Raw genomic sequence first — 23,623 nt, forward strand, 5'->3', positions numbered from 1 at the left:
GCCGCCCGGCCCCCTACAGTCGCGGCTTCGACCACACCGCGGCCGGTCGGGGAGGCGGCGGACCCGGTGGTCGTCCACGGAGCACGACGAAGGGGAACAACCCATCATGACCGACAGCCAGGGCATGCCCAACTACCCCGGCGACCAGCCGAACCAGCCCGGCGGGCAGCCGAACTACCCCGGCGGGCAGCCGGGTGGCTACCAGCCGGGCCCGCCCCCGAGCAACAACCTCGTGTGGGCCATCCTCACCACCATCCTCTGCTGCCTCCCGTTCGGCGTCGTGTCGATCGTGCAGGCCGCGAAGGTCAACGGCCTGTGGGCGCAGGGCCAGACCGCCGCCGCGCAGGAAGCCGCCGACTCCGCCAAGAAGTGGGCGATCATCTCGGCGGTTGTCGGCGTCGCGTGGATCGTGCTGTGGGTCATCCTCGGGCTCGCGGGCGTCTTCTCGTCCAGCGTGAGCACGACCTACTGACCTAGCCGAACAGCAGGAGGATCCCGGTGACCGACCAGTACCCGCCGCCGTACCCGCCCCCGGGCGGGCCGCCGCCCGGCTACGGCTACGGATACCCGCCCCCGAACTACGGGCCGCCGCCGGACAACAACATGGTGTGGGCGATCCTGAGCACGGTGCTCTGCTGCCTGCCGCTGGGCGTCGTCTCGATCGTGAAGTCCAGCCAGGTCAGTTCACTGTGGTTCCAGGGCTACCACGCCGAGGCGCAGAAGGCCGCCGAGGACGCCCGCAAGTGGGCGATGTGGTCGGCCATCACGACCGGGATCCTCCTGCTGCTCTACATCGCCTTCATCGTCGTGATGATCGCGATCGGCGTCTCGGCGGACCGGTACACGCCGTGATCACGCCGACCGTCTACACGGGATTCCCCGCGCGCGGCGCCAAGGCCCGGATGCGGGCCCTGGCGCCGCCGCTGGCCCTCGTCGGCGGGCTCGGCGTCTGCTGCGCGGTCGTCTGGGCCGGCGACCCGACGACGCCCGGCGGCTTCCTGCCGGTCTGCCCGACCAAGGCCCTCTTCGGCATCGACTGCCCGGGCTGTGGCGGCATGCGGATGGCGTACAGCCTCATGCACGGCGACATCCCGGCGGCCCTGCACTACAACGCCGTGTCGTTCGTCGTCGTGGTGTTGTCGGTGTGGAGCATCGCCGCCTGGACCCTCGGGCGGCTGCGCGGCCGCGCGCTGAACAGCTGGCTGCACTGGCGCTGGACCCCGATGGTCTTTTCGGTCGTGTTCATCGTCTGGTTCATCATCCGCAACCTGCCGTTCGCGCCGTTCACCGGCCTGCGCGTCTGATGCCGACGGACCGGAACCGGCACACCACGCACCGCGTCGGAGGGTGGCGCGGTTCACCCGGACAGCGGACGCCTGGGCAGCGCGGCCGAACGCGAACCGAGTACGCTCCCGCGGACCGCGCCGTACATCCTGGCCGGGGCCGCACGGGGTGTGCGGTGGAGTGAGCAGCGAGGGGGAGACCCAATGACCGATCCCTACGGCCAGCCGTCCTTCGGGCAGCAGCCCGGCGGCCAGCAGCCGTTCGGACAGCCGCAGCCGGGGCAGGCGCCGCCACCGTTCGGGCAGCCCGCGCCCTACGGGCAGCCGGCGCCGTTCGGCCAGCACGGCACCCCCTTCGGCGCGCCGCAGAACTACGCGACCTGGGGCCAGCGCGCCCTCGGGTGGCTGGTCGACATCGGGCCCATCTTCGCGCTGTACCTGATTTTCGGTCTCCTGTTCCTCATCGCCGGGCAGGTCGCCTCGCTGATCAGCATCCTCGCCGGGCTCGCCTGGCTCGCGTGGCTCGGCTGGACGATCTACAACCGGTGGATCCAGCAAGGCAACACCGGTCAGTCGATGGGCAAGCGGGTCGCGAAGATCAAGCTGGTCCGGGCGGACAACGGGCAGCCGGTCGGCGCGGGCATGGCGTTCCTGCGCGACCTCGCGCACGTCGTCGACAACCTCATCTGCTACGTCGGCTGGCTGTGGCCGCTGTGGGACGACAAGTCCCAGACCCTCGCCGACAAGATCGTCGGCACCGTCGTGATCACCGCCGACGGCGCCCCCGCGCCCGGCCAGCCCGGCGCGCAGGCGTTCGCGGGCGGTTACCCGCCGCCGGGGCAGCAGCCCGGTCAGTTCGGCCAGCCGCAGCTCGGCCAGCCGGGTCAGCCCGGTCAGTTCGGCCAGCCGCAGTCCGGCGGCTTCGGTCAGCCGTCCTCCGGTGGTTTCCCGCAGCAGCAGCAGCCGTCCTCCGGCGGTTTTCCGCAGCAGCAGCCGTCCTCCGGTGGGTTCGGTCAGCCGTCGTCGGGTGGTTTCCCGCAGCAGCAGCCGTCCTCCGGTGGCTTCGCGCAGCCCCCGCAGCCGGGTGGCTTCGGCCAGCAGCCGGGCCAGCCGCTCGCCCCGCCGCCGGGTGGTTCCGCCTTCGACGAAGGCGAGCGCACCCAGATGCTGCGCCCGGACTCCGCCGGGGGCGGCTCCGCCTTCGACGAGCAGGCCGAGCGCACCCAGATGCTGCGTCCCGAGGCCCAAGGCGAGGCCGAGTCGACGCAGAAGATCCAGCCGGGTCAGTTCGGGCAGCAGCCGCCGAACGAGCAGCCGCCGCAGCACTAGCACGACTTTTCCGCACCACCGCCGGGGTCGCCCGGCGGAAGTTCACGAGTAGTTGGGGTAGAAGTTCATGACCAATCCCTACGGCCAGCCGCAGCAGCCCTACGGCCAGCAGCCGCAGCAGCCGCAGCAGCCCGGCTACGGCCCGCCGTCCGGTGGCATGCCCGCGCCCTACGGGCAGCCGGCGCCCTACGGCCAGCCCGCGCCCTACGGCCAGCCGCCGACCGGCGGCTTCGGCGCCCCCGGCTACGGCATGCCCGGCGGTGGCGGCGACATCAACGCCATCAAGGACTACAAGGGCTGGGCGATCGGCTGCATCTTCCTCTTCTGGATCCTCGCGATCTTCGCGATCATGAAGTCCAACGAGGTCCAGACGTACAAGATGCAGGGCAACTACGCGATGGCCGAGCAGGCGTCGCGGACGACCAAGACGCTCTGCCTGATCGCCACCATCGTCGGGGGCCTCGGCTGCGTGACCGCGATCATCGTCTGGATCGTGGCGCTCGCGACCGCCGCCAGCTACTGCTCGGGCTACTACTGCTGAAGCCGGGTCGGTCCACCCCGGCGTCGCCCAGAAGTGGGACGATGTCGGGGTGGTGAACCTCTACCGCGACACCGGAGTGGTGTTGCGCACGCACAAGCTGGGTGAAGCCGACCGGATCGTCACCCTGCTGACCCGGCGGCACGGCAAGGTCCGCGCCGTGGCCAAGGGCGTGCGGCGCACCTCGTCCCGCTTCGGCGCCCGGCTGGAGCCGTTCGGCCACGTCGACGTGCAGTTCTACACCGGCCGCACGCTCGACGTGATCACCCAGGTCGAGACCGTCGACGCGTTCCAGCTGCCGCTGGTCGCCGACTACCAGCGCTACACCGCGGCCAGCGCGATCGCCGAAACCGCGGACCGGCTCTCCGCCGAAGAGGGCGAGCCGGTGCTCAAGCTGTACCTCCTCGTCGTCGGCGCGCTGCGCGCGCTCTCCGGGGGAGAGCGGGACGCCTCCCTCGTGCTCGACGCGTTCTTCCTCCGCGCGATGTCCTACGCCGGCTGGGCGCCCGCGCTCACCGAGTGCGCCCGCTGCGGCCTCCCGGGCCCGCACACGGCGTTCAGCGTGGCCGCGGGTGGCTCGATGTGCCAGGACTGCCGGATCCCCGGCTGCGTGCACCCCGCCCCCGAGGTCCTGGACCTGCTCACCGCTCTGCTCCACGGCGAATGGCCGCTGGCCGAGTCGACCCTGCCGGGCACCCGCCGCGACGCGAGCGGCCTGGTCGCCGCGCACCTGCAGTGGCATCTGGAGCGCCAGCTCCGGTCCCTGCCCCTGGTCGAGCGACGCGCTCGGGAGACCGCGGTGGCATCCGGGGCTTCGCCCCGAGCCGGGGGCTCCGCCACCCGGACCCCCGAAGGATAGGCGGTGCCCGGGCAGTAGGGTCGGGCCTGATCGGTTTCACCCCATCCAGGGAGGCTCGGAGTGCTGCGCAGGGGACGCGAGAACAGGGCGTCGCGGTACGAGCTGCGGCCCCCGGATCCGCACCCGTCCGGCGCGAAGCCGCCGGAGATCCCGCGCGAGCTGGTCCCGAAGCACGTCGCGCTGGTCATGGACGGCAACGGCCGCTGGGCCAACCAGCGCGGCCTGCCGCGGATCGAGGGCCACAAGCGCGGCGAAGCGGTGATGATCGACGTCGCCGCCGGTGCGGTCGAGATCGGCGTCAAGTGGCTCTCGGTGTACGCGTTTTCGACGGAGAACTGGAAGCGCAGCCCCGAAGAGGTGCGGTTCCTGATGGGCTTCAACCGCGACACCATCCGCCGTCAGGTGGACTACCTCGGCTCGATCGGCGTCCGCATCCGCTGGGCGGGGCGGCGGCCGAAGCTGTGGGCGTCGGTGATCAAGGAACTGCAGGCGGCCGAAGAGAAGACCAAGCACAACACGGCGCTGAACATGACGATGTGCGTCAACTACGGCGGCCGCGCCGAGCTGGGCGACGCCATGCAGCGGATCGCGCGCGACGTCGCCGACGGCAAGCTGAACCCGGACAAGGTCACCGAGAAGACCATCGGCAAGTACCTGTACCAGCCGGACATGCCGGACGTGGACCTGTTCCTGCGGCCCTCGGGCGAGCAGCGGACGTCGAACTTCCTGCTGTGGCAGTCGGCCTACGCCGAGATGGTCTACCAGGACACGCTGTTCCCGGACTTCGACCGGACGCACCTGTGGCGTGCCTGCCTGGAGTTCGCGAAGCGGGATCGCCGCTTCGGCGGCGCGGTGGACCAGGCGGCCTCATCGTGAGCGCCACCGAAGCGGCCGAGACCGCGGAGCTGCTGACGCAGGCGAAGTCCGCTCTCGAGCGCTACCTCGAGGTCCACGTCGACGACGACGGCGCGCTGACGTTCTCCCACGGCGACGTCCCGTGCGTGATCCAGGCGACCCGGCTCGGCGAAGGCCTCACGGTGCTGACCCTGACCTGCGTGGTCGGCTGGGACCTGGCGGACGAGCCGGAGCTGTCGATCGCGGTCGCGGAGCGGGCGGGCCAGGGCCTGTTCGGCACGCTCGGGGTCGGGCACTCGGACAACGGCGTCGACGTCACGCTGCGGTACGCGTTCCCGGCGGCCGGCCTGGACGCGGCGGCGCTGGGGACGTTGCTGATGCTGGTGGTGTCGACGGCGTCGCAGCTGCGGACGGACCTGCCGGGGATCGTGCCGGAGTAGTTTTTCCGGCCGCGAACGGTGGATTCCGGTCCAAAACGGACCGTATCCGACCGTTCGCGGCCCGTGCGGGTCCCCTCGTGTCGGACCGCCCTGGCATCATCACCGGCGTGGACACCCTTCCCGACACCGCGGCCGAGCCCGGCCGGCGCACGCGCCGGTTCCGGATCAGCTCGGTCGAAGTGCTGTGCGCGATCCTGCTGATCGCGATCCTCGGCCAGGGCTGGCTGCAGCAGCTGTTCGACGTTCCCGCGCTGCGCACCGGCTCGACCGTGTTCGTCGCCGTCTGCGTGCAGGCGCTGCCGTTCCTCGTGCTGGGCGTGCTGATCAGCGGGGCCATCGCCGCGTTCGTGCCCGCCCGCGTGCTGGAGAGGGTGCTGCCACGCCGCTCCGGGGCGGCGGTCGGCGTCGCCGGGCTGGCCGGGGTCGCGCTGCCGGGCTGCGAGTGCGCGTCGGTGCCCGTGGCGCGCCGGCTGATGGGGCAGGGGGTCGCGCCCGCCGCGGCGCTGACGTTCCTGCTGGCGGCGCCGGCGGTGAACCCGGTGGTGCTGGTGGCGACGGCGGTGGCGTTCCCGGGCAAGCCGGAGATGGTGCTGGCCCGGTTCGCCGGCTCCCTGGCCACGGCGATGGTGATGGGCTGGCTGTGGGCTCGCTGGGGCAAGCTGGAATGGATCACTTCCCGTGCGTTGCGGCGCCTGCCCGAGGTGGCGGAGGGCCAGCGGTGGCGGGTGTTCGCGGAGACGGCCCGGACGGACCTGGTCGAAGCCGGCGGCTTCCTGGTGCTGGGCGCGCTGATCTCGTCGGCGCTGAACGTCCTGGTGCCGGCGAAGTGGTTCGGCGTCCTGGGCGACCAGCTGGTGCTGGGTGTGATCGTGCTGGCGGTGCTGGCGGTGGTGCTGGCCCTGTGCAGCGAGGCGGACGCCTTCGTGGCGGCGTCGCTGACGGCGTTGCCGCTGCTGCCGAAGCTCGTGTTCCTGGTCGTCGGCCCGGCGGTGGACGTCAAGCTGTTCGCCCTGCAGGCGGGCACGTTCGGCCGTTCGTTCGCGGTCCGGTTCGCGCCGGTGACGTTCGTGGTGGCGGTGGCGTGCGCCGTCGTGGCCGGGGTCGTGGTGGGGATCGCGTGAGCGGGGTGGGTGTGGTGCCGGGGCGGCCGGCTGTGCGTCGGCTATCCACTGTGGACAGTGTGCGGGTGGGGGAGCTTCGGTGAAACGGGAAACCCAGAACATCCTGCTGATCCTGCTCGGCGGTGCGCTGGTCAAGATCGCCGTCAACGGCGACTACCTGCGGTACGTCAAGCCGGCGCAGCAGCCGTGGATCATCGCCGGTGGTGGGGTGATGGTGCTGCTCGGTGCCGTCGCGATCCTGCGTGACCTGCTGGCCGCGCGCTCGAAGGCCGCGGTCGGCGCGGTGCCCGGCCACGACCACGTCGGCGAGGTGGCGCCCGCAACGGTCCCGGACTCACTGGACCACGGCCACGACCCGGAGGCGGCGCCCGGCGCGGCCCCGGACCCGCTGGACCACGACCCAGTGGCGGCGCCCGGCGCGGCCCTGGACTCGCCGGACCACGGCCATGACCACGCGCACTCGGCCCGGCCGGCGTGGCTGCTGCTGGTTCCCGTCCTGGCGGTGTTCCTCGTCGCGCCGCCCGCGCTGGGCGCCGACTCGGTGATCCGCACGGAAGCGCGCGTCCCGGCCAGCGCGGCCGCGGCCAACGCCGCTGCTTTCCCGCCCTTGCCCGCCGGGAACGTGGTGCCGCTGTCGGTGAACGAGTTCGTCAGCCGCGCGGGCTGGGACGCGGCGGGCACGCTCAACGGCCGCACGATCTCGCTGACCGGCTTCGTCGTCCACACCGACGGCGGCACGCTGCTGGCCCGTCTGGTGATCAGCTGCTGCGCCGCCGACGCCTTCCCGGTGACGGTCCGCCTCAAGGGCGGCGAAGCGGACCACCTCGCCAGCGACGCCTGGATCCAGGTGACGGGCCAGGTCGTCCCCGGCACGGCGACCAGGGCGAACAGCTACACCCCGGACTTCACCCCGGATTCGGTCGCGACGGTCCCCGCCCCGAAGGACCCTTACGAATACTGAGGAGGTCAGTGCTCCGCGCAGGTCCCGGTGATCTCGACCGTGTGCGAAATTTCCGAGAAACCGTGCTCGGCCGCGATCTTCTCCGCCCACCGCTCCACCGCCGGCCCTTCGACCTCCACCGTGCGGCCGCACAGGCGGCACACCAGGTGATGGTGGTGGTGCGCCGAGCACCGCCGGTAGATCGCCTCGCCCGAATCCGTGCGCAGCACGTCGATCTCGCCGGCTTCGGACAGGGACTGCAGGGTGCGGTAGACCGTCGTCAGGCCGATGCCGTCGCCGCGTTTGCGCAGCTCGTCGTGCAGTTCCTGGGCGGAGCGGAAGTCGTCGACGGTGCTCAGCAGCTCGACGACCGCGGCTCGCTGCCGGGTCGATCGGCGCCCGGGCACCGGGGCCTGGCTACGCGGCGCGGCGGGGTTCATCACTTTCCTTCCTGCACGTGGGCCACAGCGTCGACGACGATGTGCGCCAGGTGGTTGTCGGCCAGCCGGTAGACGACCTCGCGGCCGCGGCGCTCGCCCTGGACCACCCCGGCCGTCTTCAGCACCCGCAGGTGCTGGCTGATCAGCGGCTGCGCGACGTCGAGGGCGTCGACCAGCTCGTGGACGCACCGGTCGGCCGCCCGCAGCTGCAGCACGATCGCGATCCGGACCGGCGCCGCGAGCGCGCGGAGCAGGTCGCCCGCGTCGGACAGGACCGCCGCCGGCGGGTGGGCCGGCGCCGCCGCTGCGGGGGCGCACTCCGCGAGACCCGGCTGGGCGCCACTCCCGGTCACCGTCGCCATGCCCGCCTCCATGCTGCTCGTCGCCGTCCGGACCATGAATTCCGTAGTCATTGCCGATAACGGCCCCGCCCATCCTAGTGTTCCCCCGTCCGGGAACCCCGTCTCGGCGTCGAGCTGCGAAGTACGGCTGGTCGTATTACCCCGTTCGGGTGAGTTCGTGGGATATTGGCTCTGTGGCTTCGCATGCCGTGGCCGACGGTGCAAGGTAGTCGCGGAGCGTTTCGTCGCTTCTCGTACGCTGACGGCCCGCCCGAGCAGAGCAGTGGGGAGACATGACCCGTTTCGTGACGAAGGCAGCCGCGCTGACCGCGGTGGTGTTCCCGCTGGTCGGAGCCGGGGTGGCGGGAGCGCAGAGCCAGGCGGTCGACGAGAAGACCGGGCCGGTTTCGTTCGCGAACATCGCCTCCGTCCGGATCGGCGGCGAGGGTCAGCGCGGCGGCGCCCTGATCACCGAAACCCAGCGCTCGCCGCTGCTGCCCGGCCAGTCGAAGCTCGGCACGGACCGCGTGTCGGTCCCGAAGGACGACGGCGAGCGCGCCACGTTCGGCGGGCACTACCAGATCGACCTCGGCCGCTACAGCGCGTCGCAGAACCCGTACCCGCCGGGTGTCGCGAGCCGGGACCACAACGTCGTCGCCGCGTTGCAGGCGACCACCGTCCCCACCGCCGTCGCCGAAACCAACTACGCGCTGCGCGACAACTGGCAGGGCGGCGCGAAACCGGCCGACAACACCGTGCTCGTGCTCGAAGGCGCCAAGACGGCGGTCGACTGCACCGGTCCCGCGAAGCTCAGCAGCACCTCTTCGGTCGCCCGGCTGTGGGTCCGCCAGGGCGGTTCGCTAGGCATCGTCCCGGTGCCCGGCGGCAACGCCGGCCTCCAGCTGCAGAACCTCCGGCTCGGCCCGCCCGGCGACATCACGAACGCCAGCAGCGACACCACGGTCTCCGACCTCAAGCTGACCCGCGTCGCGACCTTCGACCAGCTCATCCGCCAGGACGGCTGGCGCGGGGGCGACTTCACCGCCGTCGCCGGCTGGCGGGTCGAAATCACCACCCACGTCAAGGACGCCGGCGGCGCCGCGCTGCAGGACGTCCAGACGAACATCGTCCTCGGCGGCGTCAGCTGCTCGGTTCCGAAGGGCTTCGTCGCGAAGGCCTCGGGCAGCACCGGCGGCGGGACGAGCGCGACGCAGGCCCCCGTGCCGACGCAGGTCCCGGCGGGCTACCTCGGCGCGGCCGCGCCCGCCACCGACGGTGACGGCTCGCGCGTCCCGCTCGGCCTCGGCCTGCTCTTCGGCGGGGTGTTCTTCGCGGCGGTCGCGGTGCTGCTCGGCAGGCGCCGCAAGTCCGGGACGGACTAGGTGCTCCGCACCGGGCTGGCCGCCGTCTCGGCGGCGCTGGCCGTGGCCGCCTTCGCGGCCGGGGTCATCGTGCTGACCTGGCTGCCGCCCGCGCCGGCGTCGTACGCGACGCCGCCGCCCGGCGCGCTGCCGGGCGAGGACGCGGCTCCGGCCGTGCTGCCCGCGGACAGCGAGTCGGCCGCGCAGCAGCGTCCCGGCACGGTCCGGCTGCCCGACGGCGCCACCGCCCGCCTGGTCCGCACCGAGCTCACCGGCACGGGCGTGCTGCCGATCCCGCGCGGCCTCGGCGACGCCGCCTGGTGGGGCGCCAAGCTGGGCGCCGACCGCGGAACGGCCCTGCTGTCCGGGCACGTGAACTGGGAGGGGCGGCGCGGCCCGTTCGACGAGCTGTGGCGCATGCGCGACGGCGACGAGGTGAGCGTGGTCGACGCCCGAGGGGGCCGCTGGGTCTACCGGGTCGACGACGTGGTGACGCTCCCGAAGGAGACACTGCCGTCCCAGGCCACCCGCTGGTTCGGCCAGGACGGCCCCCACCGCCTGGTCCTGGTGACCTGCGGCGGCGACTACGTAGGTGGCACGGAGGGGTACGACGAGAACCGCCTGGTGACGGCCGAGCTGGTGACCCGCCCGACCGGCTGAGCAAGGCCGCGGCAGCTCGGCTTCGCACGGGTCGGGGGTGGGGTGGCTCGGCTTCGCGGGCGGCGCAGGTGGTGCGGGGTTGGGCGAGGTGGCTCGGCGCTGCGGATCGCCCCTCGGTTGCGCTGATGGCCGAGGTGGCTCGGCCGCGCTGGTGGGCGAGGGCGGCTCGGCTCCGTGGGCCGCACGGGTCGTGCTGGCGGGCGGCGCGGCTCGGCCCGCGGGCCGCCTCGGTCACGCGAGTCGGGCGAGCAGCCGTGCCGCTCGGCGCCCCGGTGCCGTCCGTCCGTGTCGGGCGGTCCGCCCTGCGGGATCCACCCGCAGCGAGCGCCTCCTCGATCGGGTGCAACCTTTCCCGACCGCCGCGGCATGTCTGGCTGTGCACTGGCCGTCGAGGACAAAGGAGCACAGGCGCATGCAGGAGCAGAACCCGGCGGAGCGGAAGAAGGGCTCCGGCCGCTGGTGGATCGTCGGTGTCGCCGGCGCGTTCGTGGTCGCGGCGCTCGTCGCCACGCTGCTCATCTTCACCGGAAAGGATGAACCCGCCGTCGCGAACGGCGCCGGGACGCCCGTCGCGGCCGCCGACCAGCCCGCGGACCGGCCCGCGAAGCAGGACTCCGGCCAGGCTCCGGCGCGGCTGGCGCTGCCCGGCGGTGGCGCCGCCAAGCTGATCCAGGAGGACCTCGACGCCACCGGCGCGCTCAAGATCCCCGAAGGCCTCGACGAGGCCGCCTGGTGGGGGGCGAAGCTGGGTGCCGACCACGGGGTCGCCCTGCTCTCCGGGCACGTGAACTGGAAGGGCAAGAAGGGCCCGTTCAACGAGCTGTGGCAGGTCAAGCAGGGTCAGGAGGTCAAGCTCACCGACGCCGCGGGCGGAGCGTGGGTCTACCGGATCGACGCGACCGAGACCGTGCACAAGTCCGAGCTCGCCGGCCGTTCCGAACAGCTGTTCAACCCGGACGGCCCGCACAAGCTGCTCCTGGTCACCTGCGGCGGCGAGTACGTCGGCGGTACCGAGGGTTACGAGGACAACCGGGTCGTCACCGCTTCGCTGGTCACCCGGCCGTAGCCTCACCTGCGCGAAAAGCGGTGGGTCCCGGCGGATACCCTGGACGTTCTAGTCCGATAACCGTCCCCGCAAGCTTTCCGGAGCGTGGAGTGCCCACGAACACCATCGATACCGTAGTCAGCCTGTGCAAGCGCCGTGGTTTCGTCTTCCCCAGCGGGGAGATCTACGGCGGTACCCGCTCGGCGTGGGACTACGGGCCGCTCGGGGTCGAGCTCAAGGACAACATCAAGCGCCAGTGGTGGAAGACCGTCGTGCAGGGCCGTGACGACGTCGTCGGCCTCGACTCGTCGGTCATCCTGCCGCGCCAGGTGTGGGTGGCGTCGGGGCACGTCAACGTGTTCACCGACCCGCTGATCGAGTGCCTCTCGTGCCACAAGCGGTTCCGCGCCGACCAGCTCGCCGAGGAGTACACGGCGCGCTCCGGCAAGGAGACCACCGAGGACGACCTGTCCGATGTGCCCTGCCCGAACTGCGGCACCCGCGGCAAGTACACCGAGCCGCGCGACTTCAACATGATGCTGAAGACCTACCTCGGCCCGGTGGAGTCCGAAGAGGGCCTGCACTACCTCCGCCCGGAGACCGCGCAGGGCATCTTCGTGAACTTCTCCAACGTCCAGACGACGTCGCGGAAGAAGCCGCCGTTCGGCATCGGCCAGATCGGCAAGTCGTTCCGCAACGAGATCACGCCGGGCAACTTCATCTTCCGGACGCGCGAGTTCGAGCAGATGGAGATGGAGTTCTTCGTCGAGCCGGGCGAGGACGAGACCTGGCACCAGTACTGGATCGACGAGCGCACGAAGTGGTACACCGACCTCGGCCTCAAGGCCGAGAACCTGCGCCACTACGAGCACCCGAAGGAGAAGCTCTCCCACTACTCGAAGCGCACCGTCGACATCGAGTACCGGTTCGCGTTCAACGCGGGCCAGGAGTGGGGCGAGCTGGAGGGCATCGCCAACCGCACCGACTTCGACCTGACCACGCACTCGAACCACTCGGGTCAGGACCTGTCGTTCTTCGACCAGGCGTCGGGCCAGCGGTACCGGCCGTTCGTGATCGAGCCGGCCGCGGGTGTCGGCCGGTCGATGATGGCCTTCATGGTCGACGCCTACCACGAGGAAGAGGTGCCGAACGCCAAGGGCGGCACCGACACCCGCGTGGTGCTCAAGCTCGACCCGCGGCTTTCGCCGTTCAAGGTCGCGGTGCTGCCGCTGTCGCGCAACGCCGACCTCACCCCGAAGGCGAAGGACGTCGCCGCGACCCTGCGCAAGCACTGGAACGTCGACTTCGACGACGCGCAGGCGATCGGCCGCCGCTACCGCCGCCAGGACGAGATCGGCACGCCGTACTGCGTCACGGTGGACTTCGACTCGCTCGAGGACCAGGCCGTGACGGTGCGCGAGCGCGACTCGATGTCGCAGGAGCGCATCGCGATCGACAAGCTGGAGTCGTACCTGGCGGCCCGCCTGATCGGCTGCTGAACCCGCCCGGGCCCGGGCACCCCTGACACCTGTCACGGCCAAGTCGTGACGCACGATCCGGGGGCCCGGGCCCGCCGGGCGGCAGCCTGGGGGCATGCGGAAAACTGACATCCAGGCGGTGGCGGCGGGGGCCGCGATCCACCTCACCGGCCTGCGGAAGCACTACGGCGACGTCCGCGCGGTCGACGGCGTCGACCTGACGATCGCCCCGGGCGAAGTGGTCGCCCTGCTCGGCCCGAACGGCGCGGGCAAGTCCACCACCGTCGACATGATCCTCGGCCTGACCAGCCCCGGTGACGGCGAAGTGCGCGTGTTCGGCCGCAAGCCGATCGACGCCGTCCGCGCCGGGCTGATCGGCGCGATGCTCCAGGGCGGCGCCCTGATGGACGACCTGACCGTCGCCGAGACGGTCGGCCTGGTGGCGGCCCTGCACCGCCGGCCGGTGCCCGTGGCCGAGGCCCTGCGCGCCGCCGGGATCGAGGAGCTCGCCGGCCGCCGCGCGAACAAGCTCTCCGGCGGCCAGAAGCAGCGCGTGCGGTTCGCCGTCGCCCTGGTGAGCAATCCCGACCTGCTGATCCTCGACGAGCCGACGGCGGCGATGGACGTCGGGACCCGGCGCGAGTTCTGGCAGTCGATGTACTCGTTCACCGAGTCGGGCCGCACGGTCCTGTTCGCCACGCACTACCTCGAAGAGGCCGAGGAGTTCGCCGACCGGGTGGTGCTGATGCGCCGCGGCCGGATCGTGGCCGACGGGTCCGTCGCCGAGGTCCGCGCGCTGGCCGGCGGCCGCACGCTGCGCGCCGCCGTCCCGGGTGCCACCGACGCGCTGATCGCCGCGCTGCCCGGCGTCAAGGAGTTCGAGCTGCGCGGCGACCGCGTCGCGATCTCCAGCGCCGACTCCGACGCGACGCTGTGGGCGCTCAAGGCGGCGCTCCCGGCCGTGCACGACGTCGAGATCGGCGCCGTCGGCCTCGAAGGCGCCTTCCTGTCCCTGACCGCCGACGAAACCGCGGAGCCCGTGCGATGAACGCCACCTACCTGCTCACCGAGATCCGCCGGAACTTCCGGGCGCCGCGGTTCCTGATCTTCGTCGTCGCCTTCCCGGTGCTGATGTTCCTGCTGCAGGCCAACGTCTTCACCAAGACCAGCGACCCGGACCACGCGCGGATCGCCGCCGTGATCATGGTCAACATGATGACGTTCGGCGTCTTCGCCGCGGCGACCAACAGCGGGGCGCGCCTCGCGCTCGAGCGGGCCGCGGGCTGGCAGCGCCAGCTGCGCCTGACCCCGCTCACCGGGTCCGGCTACCTCGCGGGCAAGGGCCTGTCGGGGATGCTCGTCGGGCTGCCCGCGCTCGTCCTGGTGCCGTTGCTCGGGGTGCTGGCCGAGGGCGTGCACGTCGACGCGGCGGGCTGGGTGCGCATCTTCGCCGGCATCTGGCTCGGCACGATCCCGCTGGTGCTGCTCGGGCTGCTGCTGGGCCAGTTCGGCACGCCGGACTCGATGCAGCCGATCAACATGATCGTCACGCTGGGCATGGGCTTCCTGGGCGGGCTGTGGATCCCGATCGAGACCATGCCGGGCTGGATGCACGACGTCGCCCAGATCATGCCGACGTACTGGGTGCTGCAGGTCGCGCGACCCGCCGTGACCAGCGACCAGGTGGTCTCGCTGCCGACGGCCGTCGGTGTGCTCGCGGCGTGGACGGTCGTGCTCGGCGCACTGGTGATCAGGCGTTACCGTAAGGACAGCGCCCGGGTCTGAGGGCCGGGGACGGGGAACGGGAACGGCGATGGCCAAGGACGAGGCGAAGCAGTACGGGCTGGGCAACCACGACACGTGGTGGGAGGACCCGCCGCCCAACCGGGGGAAAAGCGGGCCGGACAAGTTCCGGTGGCCGCTCCTGTCGATCGTGTTCACCCTGCCCTACCTCATCCCGGTGACGAAGTCGCTGCTGAAGATGGACCCGGTGACGCCCGGCGTGGTGGCGCTGTGGGTGCTCGTCTACGCGGTCGCCGTCTCGTACGCGCTCTTCCCGGTGGCGTTCGACCGAAGCCGCCCGTTCCGGTTCGCCTACAGCGTGTGGATGCTCGTCCTGGGCCTCGCCGTGGTCGCCGCGGCGGGCACCGGCCCGTTCGTCCTGCTCTACGGCACCGCCGCGCTGGTGTTCCTGCTGCCGCTGGCGTGGGTGGTGGTCCTCGACGGCGCGGCGCTGCTGGTCGCGGCGGGGATCCTGCTGCTGGACGGCCGGTTCGGCGACAACTGGGGGGACCTGGTCACCGTCGGGTCGGTGACGATGGCGATGTTCTTCATGTCCAGCCTGGTCCGGGCGGTCCGGCGGCTGCAGCAGGCCAACGAGGAGATCGCCACGCTCGCGGTGGCGAACGAGCGCGAGCGCGTCGCCCGCGACCTGCACGACCTGCTCGGGCACAGCCTCACCACCATCACCGTCAAGGCGGGGCTGGCCCGGCGGGTGCTGGAGAGCTCGGGGGACATCCCGCGGGCGGTCGAGGAGATCCGCGAGGTCGAGGGCCTCACCCGCAGCGCGCTGTCCGACGTCCGCGCCACCGTCTCGGAGTACCGGGAGGTGTCGCTGTCGGCCGAGATCGTCGGCGCCCGGGCCGCGTTGCGGGCCGCCGAGATCGACGCCGACCTGCCGCACGCCGTCGACAACGTCCGGCCGGAGTTCCAGACGACCTTCGGGTACGTGCTGCGCGAGGCCGTCACGAACGTGCTGCGGCACTCCGGCGCCAAGCAGGTGAAGGTCCGGCTGGGCGGCACCTGGCTGGAGGTCGAGGACGACGGCACGGCCACCGAGGTCGTCCCGGGCAACGGCCTGCGCGGGCTCACCGAGCGGCTGGGCGCCGTCGGGGGCACGGTGCGGACGTCGGTCCGGCCCGGGGGAGGATTGACCGTGCGGGCGGAGGTCCCGCTGCCGGAATCCCGCGCGGCCGTCCCGGCCGTGCGCGCCGAACCCGCGGGAGGACTCGCTTGATCCGGGTGTTGCTGGCCGACGACCAGGCCATGGTGCGCGGGGCGCTCGCCACCGTGCTCGGCCTCGAAACGGACATCGAGGTGGTCGGGCAGGTCGGCGCCGGCGACGAGGTGGTCGCCGCGGCGATGACCGCCAAGCCCGACGTCGCGCTGCTGGACGTGCAGATGCCGGGTAAGGACGGCCTCGAAGCGGCGGCGGACCTGCGGGCCGCGCTGCCGTCGTGCCGGGTGATCATCTGCACGACGTTCGGCCGTCCCGGCTACCTGGCCCGCGCGATGGCGGCGGGCGCGGCCGGGTTCGTCGTCAAGGACGCCCCGCCCGAACAGCTCGTCGAAGCCGTCCGCCGGGTCCACAGTGGACTCCGGGTGGTGGACCCGGCGCTGGCCGCCGAGTCGCTCGCCACCGGCGCCAGCCCGCTCACCGGGCGGGAGCGGGACGTGTTGCGGGAAGCCAAGGACGGCAGCACGGTGGCCGACGTCGCGCGCGCGGTGCACCTGTCCGAAGGGACCGTGCGCAACCACCTGTCCGCCGCGATCGGCAAGACCGGCGCCCGGACGCGGGCCGAAGCGGTCCGCGTCGCGGAGGAGCGCGGCTGGCTCTGAGCGGCCCGCCGCCTTCTGACAAGATGGGGCGGGTGGGTACCGCTGAACGCACGAAACCGTCGCGCGCGAGCTGGGCGCGCCGGATCGCCTTCGGCACGGTCCTCGTGCTGCTCGCGCTCATCGGCGGAACGGCGTTCCGGGTGTGGCAGGTGGCGCGCGAGAACGACCGGACCCCCGCCGACGTCATCGTGGTGCTGGGCGCGGCCCAGTACAACGGCAAGCCGTCGGACATCTACGCCGCGCGGCTGGTCAAGGCCAAGCAGCTCTTCGACGCCGGGGTCGCGAAGACGATCGTCACCGCGGGCGGCAAGAAGGCCGAGGACAACTTCACCGAGGCCCGGGCCGGCCAGCTGTGGCTGACCCGCCACGGCGTGCCTCCGGCCGCGACCCTGGCGGTCGGGGAGGGCAGCGACACGCTGCGCAGCCTCCGGGCGGTCGCCGACCAGGTCCAGGGGCGCGGCTGGCACACGGCGGTGCTGGTCAGCGACCCGTGGCACTCCTTCCGCGCCCGCACCATGGCCGACGACCTCGGCCTGGACGCCTGGACCGCGCCGACGCACAGCGGGCCGATCGTGCAGGAGCGCGTCACGCAGGTCCGCTACATCGTCCGCGAGACCGGCGCGCTGCTGTACTACCGGCTGACGAAGACCCCGGCCGACGACCTGTTCGCCACCTTCCTGGGCTGAGCTTTTTGTCGGTCCGCCCGCTTAAGCTGACCGGGTGGACGACGGTTACACCGAGCACGACACCGCCCGCCTGCTGCCGGAGCCGGCGAAGGGCGGGGCGCTGCCCGGCGCGCGCGCGGACGGGCGCAGCGCGTTCTCCCGCGACCGGGCCCGGGTGCTGCACTCCGCCGCGCTGCGGCGGCTCGCCGGCAAGACCCAGGTGGTCGGGCCGGGCGAGGGCGCCGAGGTCACCGGCGTCCCGCGCACCCGGCTGACGCACTCCCTGGAGGTCGCCCAGATCGGCCGCGGCATCGCCGAGGAGCTGGGCGCCGACCCGGACCTGGTGGACACCGCCGGGCTGGCGCACGACATCGGGCACCCGCCGTTCGGGCACAACGGCGAGCGCGCGCTCGACGAGGTGGCCGCGACCTGCGGCGGCTTCGAGGGCAACGCGCAGACCGTGCGCATCCTGACCCGGCTGGAGCCCAAGCTGGTGGGTCCCGACGGCGCCACGGCCGGGCTCAACCTGACCCGCGCCTGCCTCGACGCGACCACGAAGTACCCGTGGGCGCGCAAGCCCGGCCAGGCGAAGTACGGCGTGTACGCCGACGACGCCGCGGTGTTCGAGTGGTTCCGCGAAGGCGCTCCGGCCGAACAGACGTGTCTCGAGGCCCAGATCATGGACTGGGCCGACGACGTCGCGTACTCGGTGCACGACGTCGAGGACGGCGTGCTGGCGGGCCGGATCAAGCTGCGCGTGCTGGCCCACCCGGACGAGCGCGCCGCCGTCGCCGAGGCCGCCGCCAAGCACTTCTCCGGCCAGTCGGTGTCCACTTTGGAGGATGCGGCGGAGGAACTGCTGGCGCTGCCGGTGGTGGCGGCGCTGGCGTCGGCGGAACCGGACGGCTCACCGGGCGCGCAGGTCGCGCTGAAGCGGCTGACCAGCGAACTCGTCGGCCGGTTCACGACCGCGGCGGTGACGGGCACGCGGGCGGAGTTCGGCGAAGGGGCGTTGAGCCGCTACCGGGCGCGCCTGTGCGTCCCGGAGCAGGTCGCGGCGGAGGTGGCGCTGCTGAAGGCACTGGCGCTGCGCTACGTGATGAGCGACCGGCGGCGGCTGGCGATGCAGGAAGGCCAGCGCGAGCTGCTGGTCGAGCTGGTCCACGCGCTCGCGCGGCGGGCCCCGGAATCCCTCGACCCGCTGTTCGTCCCGGCCTGGAACGCGGCAACGGGCGACGCGGGCCTCCTGCGGGTGGTGATCGACCAGGTCGCTTCGCTCACGGACGCGCAGGCCCACGTCTGGTACTCCTGGCACGTCACCCGCCTGCACCGCTGACCCCGCGCTCAACGAGGCATCACGCGCACGCGAGCCGACCCGTCGGGGGCGGGGGCGGCGGGCACTAGCACCTGGCTGTGCGGGGGCCGGTGGGGGATTTGTCACCGGTGGGCGGAGTTCCGCGTAGCCGCTCGGTGGGGTGAACCGTTCCGGTACTCTCGCCCGCATGGCCACGGACAGCCACCTCCGGTTCGCCCTCGCCGTCCACGCGGCCCTCGGTGCCGAGGGCGGGAACAGCTGTTTCTCGCCGTATTCGGTGGCCAGTGCGCTGACCCTCGCCGCGCGCGCCGCGCGGGGCAAGACCCGGGACGAGCTCGTCGCCCTGCTCGGCGACCCGGGCGAGCAGACCACCTTCCTGCGCGAAGCCACCCGACTGGGCGAAGAGGCACGGAGCGCGGAACAGCCCGAGCTGGCCGTCGCGAACACGCTGTGGGCCGACGCCCGGCTCCCGCTGGAGGACTCCTTCAAGGCGGCGCTGGCCGAGTGGCCCGGCGCCGCCGTCGCGAGCGCGCCCTTCGAGCAGGAACCCGAGGCCGCTCGCGCGCTGATCAACGAGGACGTCGGCCGCACCACGCACGGGCTGATCCCGCAGCTGCTGCCGCCCGGCTCGATCGACTCCGACATCGCGGCCGTGCTGGTCAACGCGCTGTACCTCAAGGCCGCGTGGAAGCTGCCGTTCCGCGAGGCCAACACCACGGACGCGCCGTTCCACGCGCCGTCCGGCACCCGCGACGTGCCGACGATGTGGCTCAGCGAGAGCGTCGGCTACGCGCGGGCCGGCGGCTGGCAGGCGGTGCAGCTGGTCGCGGCGGGCGGCCTGCAGGCCGTCGTGCTGCTGCCCGACGGCGACCTCGCCGACGCCGAAGCGGCGCTCGATCCGGCGTCGCTGACGAGCCTGCTCGACGAGGTCCGCTTCAAGCCCGTGGAGCTGGCGCTCCCCAAGATTTCGCTCGACGTGCCCAGCTCGCTGACCGGCGTGCTGCGCGGCCTCGGCGTCCGCACGATGTTCACCGACGAGGCCGACCTCGGCGGGCTCTCCCCGGACCCGCGGCTGGCCGTGTCCGAGGTGCTGCACCAGGCCGTGCTGCGTGTCGACGAACAGGGTTTCGAGGGGGCCGCGGCCACCGCGCTGACCATGCGCCTCACCTCGATGATCATCGACGATCCGGTCGCCGTCACGGTGGACCGGCCGTTCCTGCTGCTGGTCCGGCACGCCGGCACCGGGGCGCTCTACTTCCTCGCCAGGGTGGTCGAACCGTGAGCTTGAAGTCCGAAGCCGTCCCCGAACTGGTGCCGCCCGCGCCCGAACCGCCCGAAGGCCCGAAACGCTGGGCGTGGCAGGACTCCGCGATCGCCGGCGGATTCCTGCTGTTCACGATCCTGCTCTACAACGGGCTGTGGTTCGACCTCAAGCGCGGCTACCTCTGGAACGGCGCGGCCGACCAGAGCCAGTGGGAGTGGTACTCGACGGTCGTCGCGCGGTCCGTCCTGCACTTCCAGAACCCGTTCACCACGGACCTGCAGAACTACCCGCTCGGCGTGAACATGGCGGCGAACGCGGCGATGTTCGGCCTGAACATCCCCCTGGCGCCGATCACGCTGACCTTCGGCGCAACGCTGACCTGGGCGATCGTGCTCACCGCCGGGCTCGCCGGCACCGCGATCGGCTGGTACTGGGTGTTTTCGCGGCACCTGGTGCCGAACCGCACGGCGGCCGCGATCGGCGGCGCGTTCTGCGGCTTCGCCCCGCCGATGATCTCGCACGGCAACGCGCACCCGAACTTCGTCGTGCTGTTCGTGCTGCCGTTCATCGCGCTCAAGACGATCCAGATCGCGCACAACGAGCGCCCGGTGCGCAACGGTGTCGTGCTCGGCCTCCTCGTCGCGTGGCAGATCCTGCTCGGCGAAGAGCCGCTGGCGATCTTCGCGCTCACCTTCCTCGTGTTCGCGGTCGCGTACCTGATCCCGCACCGCGCCGAGATCCGCGGCATGCTGGCCCCCCTGGGCAAGGGCATCGGCATCGGCGCGGTGATCGCGCTGCTGATCGCCGGGTTCCCGTTGTACTGGCAGTTCTTCGGCCCGCAGAGCTTCCACTCGCTGCTGCACGGTTCGGCGGGCAACGACACGGCGGCGTTCACGCGCTTCGCGACGCAGTCGATCGCCGGTGCGCCCGAGGCGGCCGCGGACGTCTCGATGAACCGCACCGAGGAGAACGCCTTCTTCGGCTGGCCCCTGATCGTGCTCATGGTCGTGCTGACGATCTGGCTCTGGCGTGACGTCGTTTCGCGGGCGCTCGCGATCACGATGTACGTGATGGCGCTGCTTTCGCTCGGCATCGAGATCACCGTGGCGCACGAGGACACCGGCATCGCCGGGCCGTGGAAGTGGCTGGGGCAGCTGCCGCTGCTGGACTCGCTGCTGGAATCCCGGCTCGCGATGGGCTGCATCCCGGTGGTCGGCGGGCTCCTGGCGATCGCGACGCACCGCGTCTGGACCGCGGCGGCCGCGCAACCCGAGCCCGCCGACGGCCAGGCCCGCTTCCCGCTGCGCATGATCTGGATCGGCGCGGTGATCGCCGTGCTGCTCCCGATCGCGCCGACGGAACTGGTGACGCACCAGCGCCCGCTCTCGCCGCCGTTCTTCGCCGACGGGATCTGGCGCCAGTTCGTCGCCCCCGGCGGCTCGCTGGTGCCGGTCCCGCTGCCCAGCACCGGCGAGGCCGAGCCACTGCACTGGCAGGTCGACGCCGGACTCGGCTACCCGATGCCGGAGGGCTACTTCGTCGGCCCGACGTCCCCGGACGACCGCCGCGGCCGCTACGGCGCGGTTCCGCGGCCGACGTCGGACCTCTTCGCCGAAGTCGAGCGCACCGGCCAGGCGGCGGACGTCACCGAGGGCGACCGGACGCAGGCGCTCGCGGATCTGCGGTACTGGAACGCGGACGTGCTGGTGGTCGGCCCGCGGCAGAACCAGGAAGCGCTGAAGTCCACTGTGGAGCTGTTGCTGCGCAAGCCGGCGGAGTTCGTCGGCGGGGTGTGGATCTGGGACGTCCGCCCGCTGACGCCGTGACCGCCTCAGGCGACCGCCAGCAGGATCCGGGCCAGTTCGGCCGGCTGCGAGAACATCGGCCAGTGACCGGTGTTCAGCTCGACCAGTTCCCAGCGGTCGCTCGTGAGCAGCTCCACGACGTCCGGGCTCGGGGTCACGCCGTCGAGCAGGCACTTGACGTACGTCGCGGGCAGCTCGCCCAGCGGACGGCTCAGCGTCGCCGGTTCGGTCAGTGACGCCGCCGGGTGCGGGGTCGAGCGGCTGACGATCCGGGCGATCTGTTCCTCCGAAAGCCCTTGGCCCGCATAGTCTTCCGCCGCCAGAGGTGGCCAGAAGCCGCGGGACGTCAGCGCGGCCGTTTCCGTCGCGCCCCAGCGGGAGGTGAACGACGCGCCGTCGGCCGGCACGTTCGAGTCGACGAACACCGCCCGTTTCAGCCGGTCGCCGATCCGCTCCGCCGCCTGCCCGGCCGGGATGCCGGAGTAGCTGTGCCCGACCACGACGACGTCACGCAGGTCACCGCCCTCGACGACGTCGACGATGTCCTGGACGTGCGTCCGCTGCCCGGCCGGCACGCCGCGTTTCTCGGCGACGCCGGAGAGCGTCACCGGGTGGGCGCCGTGGCCGGCCGCGCGCAGCGGCGGGACCACCTCGTCCCACGCCCACGAGCCGAGCCAGGCGCCTGCCACCAGTACGAAATGAGCCATGGCCGGAACCTAGCGGGGGGCACCGACAGTTTCGGTAGAGTCGGCGCCCGTGACTTCTGTGGACGAACAGGGCCGGCCCGAGCCGCCCATCGACGGCGACGAAGCCGCGACCCTCCTGGGATTCCTCGACTATCACCGGGCGACCCTGGCCTGGAAGTGCGCCGGCCTGGACGCGGCCGGCCTGCGCGCGACGGTCCCGCCGTCCACGATGACGCTCGGCGGGCTCCTCAAGCACCTGGCGTACGTGGAGGACCACTGGTTCTCCCGCGTGTGGTTCGACCGCGAGCGGGCGGCCCCGTTCGACGCGGTCGACTGGGCGGCCACGCCCGACTGGGACTGGGAGTCCGCCGCGGACGACACCCCGGAGCAGCTCGTCGGCCTCTGGGAGGAGGCGGTCGCCCGCTCGCGGGAAACGGTGGCGAAGGTCCTGGAGAACGGCGACCTGTCGCAGCCGGCCCGCCGCCCGTGGCCGGACGGCGGCACGCCGAGCCTGCGCTGGATCCTGGTCCACATGATCGAGGAGTACGCCCGCCACAACGGCCACGCGGACCTCATCCGCCAGTCGGTGGACGGCAGCACGGGGGAGTAGCCGGTCGGTCAACGGAAGTCGTGCGGCGCGGGCTCCGTGTCGTCCGTGCCCGCCGCGCGGAGATCGGCCGAGGTGAAGACCTGCCCGGCGCGATCGCCGAGGAAGATCGCGAACAACGCCGCCAGCGTGTCGATGTGCGCTTCGCGGGCCTGCGCGGCGATGTCGTCGATCCGATCCAGCGTGGCGAAGACGGCGGAGCCCGCGGCGCCGGACTTCTGGAGCGAGTCGACGATGAGCCCGGCCGCCAGGAACCCGCTCGTCGGCGTCCGGACGGCGAGGGCCGACCGGACGGTCGAATCGACCAGGGCACGCAGCCCGGTGCGCCGGACGCCGGACGGCAGCGGGGCCGTGTCCGGGTCGAAGCCGAACAGCTCGGACAGGGTGCTCAGCAGCCGCCGCCGGTGCTCGATGAGCGCCGTGTTGTACGCGGTCTCCCCTTCGAGGTGGCCGTCGCGGTTGTCGGGATGGGCGAGAAGCCACGCCTTGGCCAGGGCCCGGCGGTCATAGCCGTCGTCGATCACTTCGGCAGGCTACGTCCGCGGGGGCTGACGGACAGGCCGGGCGGGAGGACCCGGCTCCCGGTCAGCGGCGGTGGGCGATCTGGAAGACGTTGCCGAACGGGTCGCGGACCATCGCGCGCCGGTCGCCGTACGGCATGGTCGATGGCTCCTCCAGGCTCGTCGCGCCGCAGTCGAGGGCGCGGCGGTACGTCGCGTCCGCGTCGGCGACGTACACGTAGAGGAACGCCGGGAACAGCTCGCGCTCACCCTCCGCGGACACCAGCACCAGCGAGTCGCCGATGCGGAGCTCGGCCGGGCGGCCGCCTTCGGCCTCGCCCGTCGCGCCGAACACCGTGCGCAGGAACGCGACGGCGGCGACGAGGTCGCTCACCACCATCCGCGGGATCACCGTCGGGAAACCCGGGTTCATACCCGCACACCCAAGCCCGTTCCGGCCGGGAGCACAAGGG

General features: G+C 72.3%; 28 protein-coding genes. 23 read left to right on the forward strand and 5 right to left on the reverse strand.

The genetic code is table 11. The features are described 5' to 3' along the window. The first annotated feature begins 106 nt into the window (after positions 1–106). From ACH54P_RS43400 to ACH54P_RS43445, 10 genes are all read left to right on the forward strand, one after another. Entirely contained in the window at positions 107–472 is a 366-nt protein-coding gene (locus ACH54P_RS43400) for a CD225/dispanin family protein (protein WP_489909114.1), read from the forward strand. Between the two features lie 26 nt (positions 473–498). After that, entirely contained in the window at positions 499–852 is a 354-nt protein-coding gene (locus ACH54P_RS43405) for a CD225/dispanin family protein (protein WP_489909115.1), read from the forward strand. Further along, positions 849–1,304, forward strand: a complete 456-nt coding sequence (locus tag ACH54P_RS43410; RefSeq protein WP_489909116.1) for a DUF2752 domain-containing protein — start codon at positions 849–851, stop codon at positions 1,302–1,304. The genes ACH54P_RS43405 and ACH54P_RS43410 overlap by 4 nt, the downstream gene beginning before the upstream one ends. A 183-nt stretch (positions 1,305–1,487) precedes the next feature. Continuing rightward, a complete protein-coding gene (locus ACH54P_RS43415) occupies positions 1,488–2,612 on the forward strand; it encodes an RDD family protein (RefSeq protein WP_489909117.1) in 1,125 nt (374 codons plus the stop codon). Between the two features lie 67 nt (positions 2,613–2,679). Next, positions 2,680–3,153, forward strand: a complete 474-nt coding sequence (locus ACH54P_RS43420; RefSeq protein WP_489909118.1) for a CD225/dispanin family protein — start codon at positions 2,680–2,682, stop codon at positions 3,151–3,153. A gap of 49 nt (positions 3,154–3,202) precedes the next feature. After that, on the forward strand, positions 3,203–4,009 hold the full coding sequence (gene recO, locus ACH54P_RS43425) for a DNA repair protein RecO (RefSeq protein ID WP_489909119.1): 807 nt from the start codon (positions 3,203–3,205) through the stop codon (positions 4,007–4,009). A 60-nt stretch (positions 4,010–4,069) separates the two neighbouring features. After that, positions 4,070–4,885: an isoprenyl transferase gene (locus ACH54P_RS43430; protein ID WP_489909120.1), complete on the forward strand. Its 816-nt coding sequence runs from the start codon at positions 4,070–4,072 to the stop codon at positions 4,883–4,885. Beyond that, positions 4,882–5,304, forward strand: coding sequence for a YbjN domain-containing protein (locus ACH54P_RS43435; protein WP_489909121.1), 423 nt, complete (start codon positions 4,882–4,884; stop codon positions 5,302–5,304). Before ACH54P_RS43430 ends, ACH54P_RS43435 begins: the two co-directional genes overlap by 4 nt. Before the next feature lie 107 nt (positions 5,305–5,411). Beyond that, positions 5,412–6,425, forward strand: coding sequence for a permease (locus ACH54P_RS43440; protein ID WP_489909122.1), 1,014 nt, complete (start codon positions 5,412–5,414; stop codon positions 6,423–6,425). A 79-nt stretch (positions 6,426–6,504) separates the two neighbouring features. After that, positions 6,505–7,386, forward strand: a complete 882-nt coding sequence (locus ACH54P_RS43445; protein ID WP_489909123.1) for a TIGR03943 family putative permease subunit — start codon at positions 6,505–6,507, stop codon at positions 7,384–7,386. A 5-nt stretch (positions 7,387–7,391) separates the two neighbouring features. On the opposite strand, the gene ACH54P_RS43450 is transcribed toward ACH54P_RS43445, so the two are convergent. Continuing rightward, positions 7,392–7,805 carry a Fur family transcriptional regulator gene (locus ACH54P_RS43450; RefSeq protein ID WP_086858947.1) on the reverse strand — a complete coding sequence of 138 codons (414 nt, stop codon included), beginning with the start codon at positions 7,803–7,805 and terminating at the stop codon, positions 7,392–7,394. After that, positions 7,805–8,167 carry an ArsR/SmtB family transcription factor gene (locus ACH54P_RS43455; protein ID WP_489916970.1) on the reverse strand — a complete coding sequence of 121 codons (363 nt, stop codon included), beginning with the start codon at positions 8,165–8,167 and terminating at the stop codon, positions 7,805–7,807. The genes ACH54P_RS43450 and ACH54P_RS43455 overlap by 1 nt, the downstream gene beginning before the upstream one ends. 272 nt (positions 8,168–8,439) lie before the next feature. On the opposite strand from ACH54P_RS43455, the gene ACH54P_RS43460 reads away from it, so the two are divergent. The 12 genes from ACH54P_RS43460 (at position 8,440) to ACH54P_RS43515 (ending at position 21,378) form a co-directional block, all read left to right on the forward strand. Continuing rightward, a complete protein-coding gene (locus tag ACH54P_RS43460) occupies positions 8,440–9,528 on the forward strand; it encodes a hypothetical protein (RefSeq protein WP_489909124.1) in 1,089 nt (362 codons plus the stop codon). Then, the gene (locus ACH54P_RS43465) at positions 9,529–10,167 is read left to right on the forward strand and encodes a class F sortase (protein WP_489909125.1); all 639 of its coding nucleotides are present in this window, start codon (positions 9,529–9,531) and stop codon (positions 10,165–10,167) included. 412 nt (positions 10,168–10,579) lie between these two features. Then, a complete protein-coding gene (locus ACH54P_RS43470; RefSeq protein WP_489909126.1) occupies positions 10,580–11,233 on the forward strand; it encodes a class F sortase in 654 nt (217 codons plus the stop codon). Between the two features lie 89 nt (positions 11,234–11,322). Next, a complete protein-coding gene (locus ACH54P_RS43475; protein ID WP_489909127.1) occupies positions 11,323–12,711 on the forward strand; it encodes a glycine--tRNA ligase in 1,389 nt (462 codons plus the stop codon). A gap of 94 nt (positions 12,712–12,805) precedes the next feature. Continuing rightward, positions 12,806–13,738 carry an ABC transporter ATP-binding protein gene (locus ACH54P_RS43480; RefSeq protein ID WP_489909128.1) on the forward strand — a complete coding sequence of 311 codons (933 nt, stop codon included), beginning with the start codon at positions 12,806–12,808 and terminating at the stop codon, positions 13,736–13,738. After that, the gene (locus ACH54P_RS43485) at positions 13,735–14,475 is read left to right on the forward strand and encodes an ABC transporter permease (protein WP_489909129.1); all 741 of its coding nucleotides are present in this window, start codon (positions 13,735–13,737) and stop codon (positions 14,473–14,475) included. The genes ACH54P_RS43480 and ACH54P_RS43485 overlap by 4 nt, the downstream gene beginning before the upstream one ends. Positions 14,476–14,503: 28 nt before the next feature. Continuing rightward, entirely contained in the window at positions 14,504–15,706 is a 1,203-nt protein-coding gene (locus tag ACH54P_RS43490) for a sensor histidine kinase (RefSeq protein ID WP_489909130.1), read from the forward strand. Continuing rightward, complete coding sequence (locus tag ACH54P_RS43495; protein WP_489909131.1) at positions 15,703–16,308, forward strand: response regulator; 606 nt, start codon at positions 15,703–15,705, stop codon at positions 16,306–16,308. Before ACH54P_RS43490 ends, ACH54P_RS43495 begins: the two co-directional genes overlap by 4 nt. 32 nt (positions 16,309–16,340) lie before the next feature. Further along, positions 16,341–16,994 (forward strand): YdcF family protein, encoded by a 654-nt coding sequence (locus ACH54P_RS43500; RefSeq protein WP_489909132.1) that lies wholly within the window; start codon positions 16,341–16,343, stop codon positions 16,992–16,994. Between the two features lie 34 nt (positions 16,995–17,028). After that, on the forward strand, positions 17,029–18,309 hold the full coding sequence (locus tag ACH54P_RS43505) for a deoxyguanosinetriphosphate triphosphohydrolase (protein ID WP_489909133.1): 1,281 nt from the start codon (positions 17,029–17,031) through the stop codon (positions 18,307–18,309). A 166-nt stretch (positions 18,310–18,475) separates the two neighbouring features. Next, on the forward strand, positions 18,476–19,570 hold the full coding sequence (locus ACH54P_RS43510) for a serpin family protein (protein WP_489909134.1): 1,095 nt from the start codon (positions 18,476–18,478) through the stop codon (positions 19,568–19,570). Continuing rightward, positions 19,567–21,378, forward strand: a complete 1,812-nt coding sequence (locus ACH54P_RS43515; RefSeq protein ID WP_489909135.1) for a glycosyl transferase — start codon at positions 19,567–19,569, stop codon at positions 21,376–21,378. Before ACH54P_RS43510 ends, ACH54P_RS43515 begins: the two co-directional genes overlap by 4 nt. A gap of 5 nt (positions 21,379–21,383) precedes the next feature. Here the strand turns inward: ACH54P_RS43515 and ACH54P_RS43520 are convergent, their stop codons facing one another. Continuing rightward, positions 21,384–22,064 carry an alpha/beta fold hydrolase gene (locus ACH54P_RS43520; protein ID WP_489909136.1) on the reverse strand — a complete coding sequence of 227 codons (681 nt, stop codon included), beginning with the start codon at positions 22,062–22,064 and terminating at the stop codon, positions 21,384–21,386. A 49-nt stretch (positions 22,065–22,113) separates the two neighbouring features. On the opposite strand from ACH54P_RS43520, the gene ACH54P_RS43525 reads away from it, so the two are divergent. Beyond that, positions 22,114–22,653 (forward strand): DinB family protein, encoded by a 540-nt coding sequence (locus tag ACH54P_RS43525; RefSeq protein ID WP_489909137.1) that lies wholly within the window; start codon positions 22,114–22,116, stop codon positions 22,651–22,653. A gap of 8 nt (positions 22,654–22,661) precedes the next feature. Here the strand turns inward: ACH54P_RS43525 and ACH54P_RS43530 are convergent, their stop codons facing one another. Continuing rightward, positions 22,662–23,174, reverse strand: a complete 513-nt coding sequence (locus ACH54P_RS43530) for a hypothetical protein (protein ID WP_489909138.1) — start codon at positions 23,172–23,174, stop codon at positions 22,662–22,664. Between the two features lie 61 nt (positions 23,175–23,235). Continuing rightward, positions 23,236–23,583, reverse strand: a complete 348-nt coding sequence (locus tag ACH54P_RS43535) for a VOC family protein (protein WP_489909139.1) — start codon at positions 23,581–23,583, stop codon at positions 23,236–23,238. Positions 23,584–23,623: the final 40 nt, after the last annotated feature.

The organism is Amycolatopsis sp. N2S4-7, from assembly GCF_058119595.1.